The organism is Microbispora sp. KK1-11, assembly GCF_006874435.1.
Lineage (GTDB): Bacteria > Actinomycetota > Actinomycetes > Streptosporangiales > Streptosporangiaceae > Microbispora > Microbispora catharanthi.
The window spans coordinates 1-12,876 of sequence record NZ_VIRJ01000046.1; the positions used below are offsets into that span (position 1 = coordinate 1).

The following is a 12,876-nucleotide window of genomic DNA, read 5'->3' on the forward strand; positions in this document are numbered from 1 at the left end:
CCCGACCAGACCAAGACCGTCGACCCCTGCAACCTGCAGCTGCTCTACCAGGGCCGCAGCCCCAGCTCCGGCGGCGACTACGGCCTCCTGCCCTACCGGCCGGGCCTGCTGACCCTGCAGCGCTGACCGCATGACGCCTGCCCGGGACGTTCGCGGCCACGTACACCGCATCAGGACCGGGTGGATCTGGAACGGCGGGCTCGGTGCACGACCGGGCCCGCCCGCGTCACGCGGCGACAGTCGATACCTGTGGATCGGTTGGGGTGTTGCCGAGTCAGTGAAGTTGTCCGGCCTGGTGCAGGTGATCGAAGATGATCTGGTCGACCGGGGACACGCGGTCGCGGTCGGCGTAGCTCAGCCAGGTGATTTCCTCGATCTCGCTGCTGGGCGCCGGCACGCCGTGATGGTCGGCGGTGTAGCAGGTCATCCGTACGGTGATGCCCTCGGCGTGGCCGTGTGCCTGGGCCTGGTAGGTGCCCACGTGGGTGGCGGTGGCGGGGACGATGGTGACGGAGAGTTCCTCGTCGATCTCGCGGACGAGGGTGTCGAGGTCGCTTTCGCCGGGTTCGCGTTTGCCGCCGGGGATGTAGTAGGCGTTCTTGCCTCGTGATCGGGTGCTGAGGATCTTGCCGTCGTCCAGGTGGATCCAGGCGATCTTGTCGATGATGCTGTTCACCGTGGTGCTCCTGTAGTCGGGGCAGAGGGACAGGTTTCGGTCATTGCTCATGCCGGGTAGGCGTGGGTCTCGGTGGCTTTGACCGAGGCCCAGATCCGCTGACCCGGGCTCAGCCGGAGGTCGGCCAGGGCCGCGGGGGTGATGTCGGCGAAGGCGGTGATCGGGCCGTCGAGGTGGACGCGGACGTTGTCGCCGTGCCGCTCGATGCCGCCGATCGTGGCCTGCCACAGGTTGCGGGGGCTGCCGTCGGGGCGGGTGCGATAGAGGGCCACGGCGGCGGGCGAGAAGGCCACGAACGCGGACCCGTCGAGCTGTTCGGAGGTGTGCAGCAGCAGTTCGCCGACCTTGACCCGGGCGCCGTCGCCGAGCCCGCGGTAGAGGTTGAGCCCGACGAGGCGGGCCACGTAGTCGGTGCGCGGACGGCGGGCGACCTCGGCGGGGGTGCCCTGCTGGACGATGCCGCCGGCCTCGACGACGACCAGCCGGTCGGCCAGCACCATCGCGTCGAGCGGGTCGTGCGTGACCAGCACGGTGGCGCCGTCGAAGTCGGCCAGGTGGCGGCGCAGCTGGGAGCGGATCTCCAGCCGGGTGTGCGCGTCCAGCGCGGCCAGCGGCTCGTCCAGCAGCATCAGCCGGGGCCGTACGGCCAGCGCCCGGGCGAGGGCGACGCGCTGTGCCTGCCCGCCGGACAGCTGACGAGGCTTGGCCGCCGCCCGGTCGGCCAGGCCGACGCGCTCCAGCAGTGCCGCGGCGACGCGGCGCGCCTCGGCTTTGGGGACGCCCTGACAGCGGGGCCCGAAGGCGACGTTGTCGAGCGCGGACAGGTGCGGGAAAAGCAGGTAGTCCTGGAAGACCATGCCGATCGGGCGCTGCTCGGGGGGCACGCTGTGCAGCGGCCGGCCGTCCAGGCTGATGTGCCCGCCGGACATGGCGGTCAGCCCGGCCAGGGCGCGCAGCGCGGTGGTCTTGCCCGCGCCGTTCGGCCCGAGCAGCGCGACGACCTCTCCTGGTGCGACGTCGAGCGTGATGTCCAGGGTGAAGGCGGATCGGTGGACGACCAGGGTCGCCCGCAGGCCGTCGGTGGTCATGGGCTGTTCACCCACCGATCGCGCAGGCTGGCCAGGATGACCACCGAGACGGCCAGCAGGACCAGGCTGAGCACGATGGCCGCGTCGGGCTCGGTTTCCAGCGCCAGATAAACGGCCAGCGGCATCGTACGGGTGGTGCCGGGGAAGTTGCCGGCGAAGGTGATGGTGGCGCCGAACTCACCGAGCGCCCGCGCCCAGCACAACACCGCTCCGGCCACGACGCCGGGCATGATGAGCGGCAGGGTGACCCGCAGGAAGACGGTCCAGCGGGAGGCGCCCAGCGTGGCGGCGGCCTCCTCGAACCGCCGGTCCGCGGCGCGCAGCGCCCCCTCGACGCTGATCACCAGGAACGGCATGGCCACGAACGCCTCGGCGACGATCACGCCGGCGGTCGTGAAGGGCAGCGTGATCCCGAAGGCGGACTCCAGCCACTGCCCGACCAGCCCGCGCCGCCCCAGCACCAGCAGCAGCGCCACCCCGCCCACCACCGGCGGCAGGACCAGCGGCACGGTCACCAGTGCCCGCACCACCCGCCGGCCCGGGAACTCGACCCGGGCCAGCAGCCATGCCAGCGGCACCCCGAACAGCACGCAGACGGCCGTGGCGGCGGTGGCGCACACCAGCGACAGCCGCAACGCCTCCAGCACCTGCGGCTCGGCCAGCCGCTGGAGCAGCGTGGACCAGGGCGCCCGGATCAGCAGCCCGGCCAGCGGCAGCACCAGGAAGGCCAGCCCCACCACGGCCGGTAGGACCAGCATCCACGGCAGACGACCGGAGACCTCACGGCGGGCGGCCGAGTGGCCGGCCGCACCGCCGCCGGGTGTGTCCGAGCGGCCGGGGCGCCGCGCCTGCGAAGAGGTCATGCCGGTCCGGGGGCCTCGAAGCCGGCCTTGGTCAGCACGTCCTTGCCCTGCTGCGACAGCACGAGATCGACGAACTGCTTGGCCACGTCGCCGGCGGGAGCGTTCGACAAGGTCGCGATCGGATAGTCGTTGATCGCTTTGTCCGCCTCGGGGAAGGCGACGCCCCGCACCTTGCCCGCCGCGGCGATCACGTCGGTCGTGTAGACCAGGGCGGCGTCCACCTCGCCCAGCTCGACCTTGGTCAGCGTGGCCTTGACGTCCTGCTCCAGGGTGACCGGCGTGACCTTCAGCCCGGCCGCGTCCAGCGCCTTGACGGCCGCCGCCCCGCACGGCACCTGCTCGGCGCACAACGCCACCTTCACCTTGGGATCGGTCAGGTCCTTCAGCTCGTCCACCTTGGCCGGGTTGTCCTTCGGTACGGCGATCTCCAGCTTGTTACGCGCGAAGGTGGTCGGCCCGCTCGCCAGCGACGCGTCGGTGACGGTCTTCATCGTGGCCGGGCTGGCCGCGGCGAACACGTCGGCCGGAGCTCCCTGGACGATCTGCTGGGCCAGCGTCGCGCTGGAACCGAAGTTGAACTTCACCGTCGTACCCGGGTGGGCGGCCTCGAAGGTCCTGCCGAGCTCGGTGAACGTCTCGGTCAGCGACGCGGCCGCGAACACGTTCACCTCCTTGGCCCCAGCGGCGGCCGAGGTCGCAGCGGGAGCGGACGACGTGGACCCGGCCGTATCACTCGAGCCGCAACCGGACAGCCCGGCGATCATCAACGCGACCGGCACGGCGACCGCCCATCGCGAAAGACGCCTGAACACCAAGGGAGCTCCTCATGGAGTAGTGGCCACGCGCTCGTGACCGGGAATCTCGACGACGACGTTGGTGGACTTGATCACGGCGACCGCCACCACCCCCGCCTCCAGGCCCAGCTCGTCGGCGGCCTGCCGGCTCATCAGCGACACCACCCGAAACGGCCCGGCGGCGATCTCCACCTGAGCCATCACCGCGTCCCTGATGACCTCGGTGACGATCCCGCGGAAGCGGTTACGCGCCGAGGACCGCCTGCCGTCGCCGGTCGCCTCGACCTGCGATCGGGCGAAGGCGGCCAGGTCGGCCCCGCTGATCTGCCGGTGGCCGTGCTCGTCCCGTACCGCGGCCAGCCGGCCCGCGTCCACCCACCGGCGGACGGTGTCGGAGCTGACCCCGAGCAACGCGGCGGCCTCGCTGATCCGAAACGTCGTCACAGACCTCACCTTACCTTTCGCACATTCCAGCCTGAATACCTCTCTGTCATAGCAGGAGCGATCCGGCCCACGTAGTTCTCATGGCATTCACGAGATCTGAGAGCACGCACCCCATCGGGGTGGGCTCCGTGCGCCGCCGGGGCGCCACGTCGGTGCTCGCGGCCGTGCCGCTGACCACGCTCACCCCACGGCCACCGCCGCCGTCACCGCTACTGCCGCCGGGCCATCCTTCACCGTCCGGGCGACGCCCGAAGCGGCGCCGGTCCCCGCCGGACGGGAACGACGACCTCGCCTCCCCCATGCGCCTGCCACTGGGCGGCCCGCTCTCCGGCACACCTCGCGTACGTCGTATGTCAGTGGCGGCGTCAGGACGGCGACAGCCCGGTATCAGCGCGGTCGGCGATGGTGGACATCGAAAGAACACCCCACAAGGAGCACATCATGCAGAAGTTCGACACCCCCGCCCCGATCTCCGCCGTCCTGAACATCCCCGCGGGACGCGTCCAGATCATCGCCGCCGACCGGGCCGACACCGTGGTCGAGGTCCGGCCCGCGAACGCCTCGAAGAGCCGCGACGTGAAGACGGCCGAGCAGACCACGGTCGAATACGCCGACGGCGTCCTGCGCATCGAGACCTCGGTGAAGAACCAGTACCTCGGCCCCTCCGGATCCGTCGACGTGACGGTCGAGCTGCCCGCCGGTTCCCAGGTCGAGGCGAAGACGGCCAGCGCCGAGCTCCGGACCGTCGGGCGCCTGGGCGACGTCGCCTTCGAAGGCGCGTACCGCCAGATCAGGCTCGACGAGACCGCACGCCTCCACCTCACCGCGACCGACGGAGACGTCGAGGTCGGCCGGCTGGGCGGCCCGGCGGAGATCAGCACCGCACGGGGCGACATCCGGATCGCCGAGGCCACCGGCGGCAAGGTCGTGCTCCGCACCCAGTCGGGCGACATCTCGATCGCCGCTGCCGGCGGAGTCTCGGCCGCCCTGGACGCCGGCACCACCCACGGCCGCATCACCAACGCCCTCAAGAACGACGGCACCGCCGAACTCGACATCCACGCCACCACCTCCAGCGGCGACATCACCGCCCGCAGCCTGTGACGACCTACCGGTTGGCCAGGTCGGCTCACCGCTGTCCCTGCGGCCGGAGGGCCGGTGCCCGCGGCCGCACCATCGGCCGCACCATCGGCCGCACCATGGCCCGGCCCCGGACCGCGGGATAGCATCCTGCTGTGTCCATCGCCATCCGCCTCGCCCCCGGGTGCCGGCCGCGCGGTTGCCGGGCCCCGGCGCGGCGCGTGCTCGGACGCAAGGTGCGGTATGTGCTCGGTGCCGAGGCCGGTCAGGTGAACGGGATGCGGTGGTCCGGCACCCCCCGTGCCGTGCGAGGTATCTGAGCGAGATCGCTCTCCTCGGTTCCGCCGTTCCCGTCCCGGAATCCGGGACGACGAGGCTTACTCAAGCTTCCTTACCAGCCGCCTAGAGCCGGGCGTGGCCCGCGCCAGGAGCGTATGTGCGATGAGCAGCAAATTCTTCTTCCCGGCGTTGCCGGACGAATCCCCCAGCGGGGACGGATGTTTCGGGGCGTTCGGCGGCACGTTCATCCCGGAGGCGCTTGTCGCCGCCGTGGACGAGGTCGCCGCCGAGTACGAGAAGGCCAAGGCGGATCCCGGGTTCGCCGCGGAGTTCGAGCAACTGCCCGCCCACTACGCAGGCCGTCCGAGCGTGCTCACCGAAGTCCCCGGATTCGCCAGGCACGCCACCGGGCGCGGCGAATTCCGCCCGGTCACCGACGCCGCCGGGGCGGAGGGAGCGCGGAAGTGAGCGGAAACCTGCGGCTTCTGGCCGACACGCTGGCCCGGGCGAAGCAAGAGAACCGGGCCGCGCTCATCACGTACATGACAGCCGGCTTTCCGACCGTCGACGACGGCATCGCCGCGACCCGGGCGATGCTGAACAGCGGAGCCGACATCGTCGAGATCGGCCTGCCGCACAGCGACCCGGTACTCGACGGGCCGGTCATCCAGGCCGCCGACGACATCGCCCTGCGCGCCGGCTTCCGGATCGCCGACGTCATCCGCACCGTGCGAGAGGCATACCAGGCGACCGGCAAGCCGGTCCTGGTCATGTCCTACTGGAACCCGATCGACAAGTACGGCGCCGAGCGCTTCGGCAGCGAGCTGGCCGAGGCAGGCGGCGCAGGATGCATCTTTCCCGACCTGCCCGTACAGGAGTCGGCGCTGTGGCGCGAAACCGCGGCCAGGTATGGCCTCGCCACCGTCTTCGTGGCCGCGCCGAATACCACCGACGAGCGGCTGCGGGAACTCACCGCGGCAGGGACAGGGTTCGTCTACGCCTCATCGCTGATGGGAGTCACCGGCGTCCGGGACGCTGTCGGCACCGCCGCCGGCTCGCTGGTGCGGCGCATCAGGGCGACCACCGAACTCCCCGTCTGCGTCGGAATCGGGATTTCCGACGCGGCGCAGGCTGCCCGGGTGGCTCGCTTCGCCGACGGCGTGATCGTCGCGTCCGTACTGGTCAAGGCCATGCTCGACGCACCCGATGCCGCCGCGGGAACCGCGGCCGTGGCGGAACTCACCGCCGAGCTCAGCCGGGCAACCCGTCGGCACGCGGATTGACCGGCATGGGTGTCATGGCGCGCTCGCCCGCCAGGCGAAAGTCGCACCTCAGCGCTGCGGGCTGCGATACCGGGTAAGGCGGGGCTCATCGCGCGGCTATAGGCGAGAACGAGCGGAAGGCGCAACATCGACATATGTCGGATAAGCCCCGCATGACTGGCCCGACCGTGAAAGTGATCGGAATCTTCCTCGCGGAACCGGACAGGGAGTTCTACGGGCTGGAATTACGCGCGGCCACCGGGCTGGCGAACGGAACGCTCTACCAGCGACTGATGGACCTGGAAGCGTACGGGTGGTTGGAGAGCCGGTGGGAGTACCCGGACTCGGACGAGCGCGCCGGGCGTCCACCGCGCAGGTACTACCGCCTGACAGAAGAAGGCGCCGTACGGGCCCGCGAGAAGGTGGAACGGGCTGCTCGCGCTCGGTTGAGAGGCGGCCTTCGCGCCCGGCTCGGAACGCAGGGGGCATGACCGTGGAGACGACGATCGGACCACTGCTCAGCCGGCTTGAGGATCGCTTCGGCGACGGTGACCTGGAGCTGGTCGATCTGGCCTACCAGCGCGCGGCGAAGCACCATGATGGCCGGCTCCGCCATAGCGGTGACCCGTACATCACGCACCCCATCGAGGTCGCGTCGCTGGCCGCGACGGCGAAGGCCGACGCGGCGACCGTCTGTGCGGCCCTGCTTCACGACCTCGTGGCCACGGGGTACGACCTCCACGTCCTGCACGCGGAGTTCGGCGCCGAGATCGCGGGACTCGTGGCTTCTGCCATGGCCGTGGATCCGGGCCGGCCGATGCCGTGCGACCGGCGGGTCCTGCTCCTCAAGCTCTTCGACCGTCTGCACAACATGCGGACGATCGAGTATCTGCCACGCCAGAAGCAGCGCCTCAAGAGCCTGGACACGTTGGGATGGTTCGTGCCCGTGGCGCGGCGACTCGGTCTGGAGCCCATCGCCGTCGAGCTGGAGTGCTTGGCCCACGAACGGCTGGATCCAGGCCCGGGGTTCATGACGGTACGTGCGGCATCTATGGTCTTTCCCCCGTCCGCGCGCAGCCGTTATCTGAGGGAATGGTCGGTCCAGTTCGCTGAAGTGGACACTCGCCGAGGCGCCTACATCCTCGAAACGCTCCGCGGTGTGCCTGGCATGGCGGTCCTTCTCTGGCGCCCCCATGCGCGCGTCCTGATCCGAAAGGTTCTCACTCCCGCATTTGCGACCCGTGGCCGGCCATGGCTCGTTCTCGCGCCTTCCCTTGCCTGGCTGACCTACCAGATGGGCCGCTCAAGCCTCGCCGACGCGTTCGCCTTCGTTCTGACCATCCCTCCCGCTCTGTCCACACTGATCATCAGGATCCGGATCCATCTCGGCCTTGAGCGGAAACGCGACAGCGAGAGCGGCTAGAAGGCCACTGAAGATCTTGCGTTGTGGTCTCGTTCTTCGCGGGATGAGGCCACAGTGGTTGCTGTCCAGGGATTCGGCGGTGCTGGACGATGCGGTGGCCACCCAGGACACTGTCGCCCAATTGATCGCCGCGATCCGGCGGCCACCGCTGTGGACCTGCTCGCCGAAGAGACCAGCCCGGTGGAGGTCTTCGGCGACGCCGCCTACTCCACCGGGGCCTGCCGTCAAGCGCTGATGGACGCGGCGCTGTGGCGGGCGGTCGTGGGCATGCCGGCGTCGACCGGCAGGAGGATCGGCACCGCCCTCGAGTTCGTCCCCGGCGACGACCCCGGCATGCTGGCCGGTGAGGCCGCCACCCTGCGGGCGCTGCTCGGCGGGCCGGCCGCCTCCGGTGGGGGAAGGTAGGCGGTGTATCCGGTGCCCCGGAGCCGGTGGGCGGACCAACCACGGGCGTAGCCGGGAGGCCCGGAGCGTGTTCTGGCGAGGGCGGCGGTGAGTTCGGTGTCCGCGCGGCGCAGCAGGGCGGCTTCTGTGGTGTTGCGGTTGTTGCCGCTGACGTCGGCGGAGGCGCAGCCGGCGTAGTAGCCGATCGGCTGGGAGTGGCTGCCGGTGACCAGGCAGGGCGGGTGCAGGCCGAGGCGGCGCAGGCCGTCGGCGACCGCCTGGTAGCGGTCGGAGGTGGCTCGTGCGTCGGCGGCCCTCTCCTGGAGAACCTCGCACTGCACTGTCAGGTGCACGACCAGCAGCGCGGCGAGGACGCCGGCGACGGCGCCACGCGCGGGGGCCGAGCGGCCGGCTCGCACCGTACGGCCGGCCAGGGTGGCGACGGGCAGGGCAAGCAGGGCGTAGACGGGCAGGAAGAAGCGCGGCGCGGAGTAGTCGATGAGGACGAGGTAGGGGACGCTCAGCGCGGCGGCGCACGCGACGGGCAGCACGGTTTCCGCAGGCCGCCCGGCGCGCAGGGCCACCGCGCATGCTGCCAGCGCGAGCACGGGAAGAGCCAGCCACCACGACGTGAATTCCGGGTGGGTCAGCGGGACGGTGCAGGGACGGCACAGCAGGGGTCCGTTGAGGCTGCGCCAGGCGTCGCCACCGGCCCAGTGCAGGCCCATGCCGCCCTCCGTGGCGCTGGAGGCGTGCAGGCGGGCGCCGATGCCGCCCCACCGTACGTACGCCTCGGTGATCCACTGGGCGCCTCCCGCGGCGAGCCCGGTCGCGACGGCGAGGGCGGGGGCCGGGCGCCGCCAGGCGGGCACCGCCGCGCAGGCGGCCAGCAGCGGCGCCGCGAGCCAGACGCCGTCGGAGAAGCGGAAAAGCGTGGCTACCGCGACGGCGCCGCCCAGGCCGAGGAGCACGGCCCCGGACGCGCCTGGCCGATGGGCGCGCAGGAACCAGCCGACCGCGGCCACTGCCGACAGCGCCACCCACAGGTTGGGCATGGCTTGCGGCCCGTACAGCACGGTGGTCCACAGGCCCGCGAACAGCAGGGCGGCAAGCGCGGTCCTGCGGGGCCCGAGCAGCGGCCGCCAGACGCGGTACGCCGCATAGAGCGCGGCGGCCGACAGCAGTGCCAGCACGGTCCTGATCACGGGGGTGGAGCCGGTGACGGCCAGCACGGGGGCCACCAGGAAGCTGATGCCCCGCGAACGCGGCGCGCTGAAGTAGGCGGCCGGGTTACGTGGGTCGACCTGGGACAGGTACACCGTCTCGTCCCAGCCGAGCCCGAGATGCGGCGCGGCGAGCGCCAGCTGGGCCGCCCCGTAGCAGGCGGCCACCAGGGCGAGCCATGGGATCCGCCGGTGCCAGGCGACCCGTACGGTCATGCGTGGACCACTCCGGCGCCCAGCAGCGCGAACAGCGCCACCCCGACGACGATCCGGTAGACCACGAAGGCGTTGAACGAGTGCCGGGCGACGTACCGCAGCAGCCAGGCGATGGAGGCGTAGGCGACGACGAAGGACACCGCCGTGCCCACCACCAGTGACGCCACGCCGATCCCGGCGCCGACGGCGTCCTTGAGCTCGTACAGACCGGCCCCCGTCAGAGCGGGGATCCCGAGGAGGAACGACAGCCGGGTGGCCGCGACCCTGTCCAGGTCCAGGAGGAGGGCGGTGGACATCGTCGCTCCTGAGCGGGAGAAGCCGGGGAACAGGAGGGCGAGAATCTGCGAGGAGCCCACCAGCATGGCGTCCTTCAAGCCGGTGTCGGCCTCGCCGCGCTTGTGGCGGCCCATCCGGTCGGCGAGCCACATCACCGCGCTGCCGGCCAGCAGCGAGCCGGCCACCACCCACAGCGAGGCGAGCGGGCCCTCAATGAGCGGCTTGGCGGCAAGCCCCACGACCACGATCGGGATCGTGGCGCAGATGACCCACCAGGCGAAGGCGTAGTCGCGGTCCTGCCGCTCCGCCGACCGGAACAGGCCGCGAAACCAGGCGGAGACGATGCGGACGATGTCGGGGAAGAAGTAGACCAGCGCGGCGGCGATCGCCCCGACCTGGATCACCGCGGTGAAGGCGACCACTGCGGCGTCGTCCACTGGGACGCCCATCAGGCCCTCGGCGATTTTCAGGTGGCCGGTGGAGGAGACCGGCAGGAACTCGGTCACCCCTTCGACGACGCCGAGCACCACGGCCTGCAGGAGACTGATATCACTCATCGGCGGTCCGGCTCTTTCTCACGGGAAGGGACAAAGACGAAACGGCAAGAGGCGGGCGCGAGTACGCGGCATGGGCCGACGGGCTTCTCCTCACCGGGCGCTCGGCGGACGGCGGGCCGAAGCGGCACGTATGCCGTCGCGCCATCGAAGACGGTGAGAGTCCGGCTACGAACTGTGCTCACGGGTCCGCTGCGCCGTGGGGCGGGTACGGCGGCGGCTCCGCAGCGCCTCCAGAGCGAGTGGCAGCAGCGAGACGGCGACGATCACGCCGATCAGGGGCAACAGGTAGCGGTCGACGTTGGGGACGCTGGCCCCCAACGCGTATCCGGCGAGCACGAGGCCGACCGTCCACACCAGCCCGCCGAGAACCTGCCAGAGCGTGAAGGTGCGCGCCGGCACGGCGACCACCCCGGCGAGCGGGTTGAGCACGGTTCGCACCAGAGGGATGAACCGGGCCAGGAAAACCGCCTTCCCGTGGCCATAGCGGCCGAGCAGGACCTCGGCCCGTGCCGCGCCGCGCAGCAGATGCTGGTTCCGGGTACGGCCCAGCAGAGCCGGGCCCACACGACGGCCGATCACGTAGCCGGTTTGCGCGCCGAGCAGCGCCCCCAAGGCTGCGGCGATCAGCACCGCCGGCAGGGAAAGGCGGACGCCGCCGACCGTGGTGGCGCACAGCAGACCCGCGGTGAACAGCAGCGAGTCTCCAGGCAGGAAGAACCCGATCAGCAGGCCGGTCTCGGCGAACAGCACCACGAACACGCCCGCGGCTCCGAAGGCCGTCAGCAGCGAGGTGGCATCCAGCGGATTGAACGCCTGCGACATTCGGCGGTCCTTTCCCTGCCTGCCCCTGTCCGCTGGGACAGGGCGCATGGCACACTCGGAGCACGGCGACTTTTACACCGCCGTAGAAGTTCTACACGACTGTAAAAGATGGGCAAGGAAAACGACAACCCATGAGCGCCACTCCACAAGGACGAGGCCCCAGGCGCGCCAACGGGGAGCGCGAGGCCGAGATCCTCGACGTGCTGCTGCACGCCGGCACCGCGCTGACCCCCGGAGAGGTCGCCGAGCGTCTCGGCGGCGGGCTGACCTACAGCACGGTGGTGACCATCCTCACCCGCTTGTACGCCAAGCAGTTGCTCGTCCGGCATCCGCGCGGCCGGGCCTACGCTTACGCCCCCGTCACGGACGAGGACGGATTCGCCGCCCGCCGCATGCGCAGCGTTCTTGAGGAACGGCCCGACCGTCAGGCCGTGCTCGCCCGTTTCGCCGACGGCCTGTCCCCCTCCGACGCCGACCTGCTGCGCCGGCTGCTCGGGTCCGACCCGCACGACGGGCGGTAGAGGACTCGGGATGCGCATCGCCGTCTATCTTCCGCTGCTGCTGTCGCTGCTGGCCCCGCTCGGCGCGCGAGTCCTGTCAGAACGGTGCGAACCCCGCCTGGCGACCTGGCTGCTCACCGTCTCGGCATTGGTGCTGGGCGCGGCGAGCACCCTCTCGCTGGGCCTGCTGGCCGTCACCGGGCTGATCCGCATCCCCCTGCTCGCCGACCTGGGCCACTGGTCGGTCCACGCCGTCCAGCGGGACGACCCCACCCGCCTGCCGGTCGCCGTGGTCGCGGGCCTTCTGCTCGGCGGCGCCGTACTCGCCGCCGCCCGGATGCTGTGGACCCGCGCCCGCTCACTGGCCGCCGCGGCCCAGCAGGCCGCCTGCATGCCCGCCCACGACGGCCTGGTCGTCATCGAGGACGAAACCCCCGACGCGTACGCTCTGCCGGGGCTGCCCGGACGCGTCGTGGTGTCCACCGGCATGCTGCACCTGCTGGACGACGGTGAGCACGACATCCTGCTCGCCCACGAACGCGCCCACCTGGCGGCCCATCACTACCTGTTTGTCGCCCTCGCCGGGCTGGGCGCCGCCGCCAACCCACTCCTGCGCCCGCTCGCTGCCGCCGTCACCTACACCGTCGAACGCTGGGCCGACGAACGCGCCGCCGCCGCGACCGGTGACCGCGCCCGGGTCGCCCACACCCTCGGCAAAGCCGCCCTGGCCGCGCCCCGCACCGCCGGGAGCCGTCTTCCGGGGTACGCCCTGGGCATTTTCGGCCGTCGCGGCCTGCCGCGGGATGCGGGCCCGGTGCCCCGCCGGGTCGCCGCCCTGCTCGCACCGCCCCTGCGCCACCGTCCCGCAATCACCATCGCCGCCGGCGTGGTCCTCGTCGCCGCCACCTGCTCCATCTCCGAAGCCACCCACGACCTGCACCTGCTGCTGGAGCTCATCGGCGCCTGACACTCCCGGGGCGCCGTACGCA

At 71.3% G+C, this 12,876-nt stretch carries 16 protein-coding genes; 8 read left to right on the forward strand and 8 right to left on the reverse strand.

Annotated features, from left to right (window positions below; genetic code table 11):
- Positions 1-274 precede the first annotated feature (274 nt).
- From FLW16_RS39675 to FLW16_RS39695, 5 genes are all read right to left on the reverse strand, one after another.
- Entirely contained in the window at positions 275-727 is a 453-nt protein-coding gene (locus FLW16_RS39675) for an NUDIX domain-containing protein (protein WP_142566143.1), read from the reverse strand.
- The gene (locus tag FLW16_RS39680; protein WP_142566144.1) at positions 724-1,764 is read right to left on the reverse strand and encodes an ABC transporter ATP-binding protein; all 1,041 of its coding nucleotides are present in this window, start codon (positions 1,762-1,764) and stop codon (positions 724-726) included. Before FLW16_RS39680 ends, FLW16_RS39675 begins: the two co-directional genes overlap by 4 nt.
- Positions 1,761-2,522: an ABC transporter permease gene (locus FLW16_RS39685; protein WP_221891524.1), complete on the reverse strand. Its 762-nt coding sequence runs from the start codon at positions 2,520-2,522 to the stop codon at positions 1,761-1,763. The genes FLW16_RS39680 and FLW16_RS39685 overlap by 4 nt, the downstream gene beginning before the upstream one ends.
- Positions 2,523-2,623: 101 nt before the next feature.
- A complete protein-coding gene (modA, locus tag FLW16_RS39690; protein ID WP_260616103.1) occupies positions 2,624-3,442 on the reverse strand; it encodes a molybdate ABC transporter substrate-binding protein in 819 nt (272 codons plus the stop codon).
- A 9-nt stretch (positions 3,443-3,451) separates the two neighbouring features.
- A complete protein-coding gene (locus FLW16_RS39695; RefSeq protein ID WP_142566146.1) occupies positions 3,452-3,865 on the reverse strand; it encodes a molybdopterin-binding protein in 414 nt (137 codons plus the stop codon).
- Positions 3,866-4,306: 441 nt separating this feature from the next.
- Here FLW16_RS39695 and FLW16_RS39700 point away from each other — a divergent pair, with 441 nt between their 5' ends.
- From FLW16_RS39700 to FLW16_RS39720, 6 genes are all read left to right on the forward strand, one after another.
- Complete coding sequence (locus tag FLW16_RS39700; RefSeq protein ID WP_142566147.1) at positions 4,307-4,969, forward strand: DUF4097 family beta strand repeat-containing protein; 663 nt, start codon at positions 4,307-4,309, stop codon at positions 4,967-4,969.
- Between the two features lie 131 nt (positions 4,970-5,100).
- Positions 5,101-5,265, forward strand: a complete 165-nt coding sequence (trpM, locus tag FLW16_RS46370) for a tryptophan biosynthesis modulator TrpM (RefSeq protein WP_396687112.1) — start codon at positions 5,101-5,103, stop codon at positions 5,263-5,265.
- Positions 5,266-5,386: 121 nt separating this feature from the next.
- Positions 5,387-5,692 (forward strand): hypothetical protein, encoded by a 306-nt coding sequence (locus FLW16_RS39705; protein ID WP_221891518.1) that lies wholly within the window; start codon positions 5,387-5,389, stop codon positions 5,690-5,692.
- The gene (gene trpA, locus FLW16_RS39710; protein ID WP_142566148.1) at positions 5,689-6,507 is read left to right on the forward strand and encodes a tryptophan synthase subunit alpha; all 819 of its coding nucleotides are present in this window, start codon (positions 5,689-5,691) and stop codon (positions 6,505-6,507) included. Before FLW16_RS39705 ends, trpA begins: the two co-directional genes overlap by 4 nt.
- Positions 6,508-6,659: 152 nt before the next feature.
- Positions 6,660-6,977, forward strand: a complete 318-nt coding sequence (locus FLW16_RS39715) for a PadR family transcriptional regulator (RefSeq protein WP_142566149.1) — start codon at positions 6,660-6,662, stop codon at positions 6,975-6,977.
- 2 nt (positions 6,978-6,979) lie between these two features.
- Positions 6,980-7,909 carry an HD domain-containing protein gene (locus tag FLW16_RS39720; protein ID WP_185949799.1) on the forward strand — a complete coding sequence of 310 codons (930 nt, stop codon included), beginning with the start codon at positions 6,980-6,982 and terminating at the stop codon, positions 7,907-7,909.
- A 224-nt stretch (positions 7,910-8,133) separates the two neighbouring features.
- Here the strand turns inward: FLW16_RS39720 and FLW16_RS39730 are convergent, their stop codons facing one another.
- From FLW16_RS39730 to FLW16_RS39740, 3 genes are all read right to left on the reverse strand, one after another.
- Complete coding sequence (locus FLW16_RS39730; protein ID WP_185949800.1) at positions 8,134-9,732, reverse strand: glycosyltransferase family 39 protein; 1,599 nt, start codon at positions 9,730-9,732, stop codon at positions 8,134-8,136.
- A complete protein-coding gene (locus FLW16_RS39735) occupies positions 9,729-10,565 on the reverse strand; it encodes an undecaprenyl-diphosphate phosphatase (RefSeq protein WP_142566152.1) in 837 nt (278 codons plus the stop codon). The genes FLW16_RS39730 and FLW16_RS39735 overlap by 4 nt, the downstream gene beginning before the upstream one ends.
- Before the next feature lie 165 nt (positions 10,566-10,730).
- A complete protein-coding gene (locus FLW16_RS39740; RefSeq protein ID WP_142566153.1) occupies positions 10,731-11,387 on the reverse strand; it encodes a DedA family protein in 657 nt (218 codons plus the stop codon).
- A gap of 131 nt (positions 11,388-11,518) precedes the next feature.
- On the opposite strand from FLW16_RS39740, the gene FLW16_RS39745 reads away from it, so the two are divergent.
- Complete coding sequence (locus FLW16_RS39745) at positions 11,519-11,908, forward strand: BlaI/MecI/CopY family transcriptional regulator (protein ID WP_142566154.1); 390 nt, start codon at positions 11,519-11,521, stop codon at positions 11,906-11,908.
- A 10-nt stretch (positions 11,909-11,918) separates the two neighbouring features.
- Positions 11,919-12,854 (forward strand): M56 family metallopeptidase, encoded by a 936-nt coding sequence (locus tag FLW16_RS39750; protein ID WP_142566155.1) that lies wholly within the window; start codon positions 11,919-11,921, stop codon positions 12,852-12,854.
- The last annotated feature ends 22 nt before the right edge of the window (positions 12,855-12,876 follow it).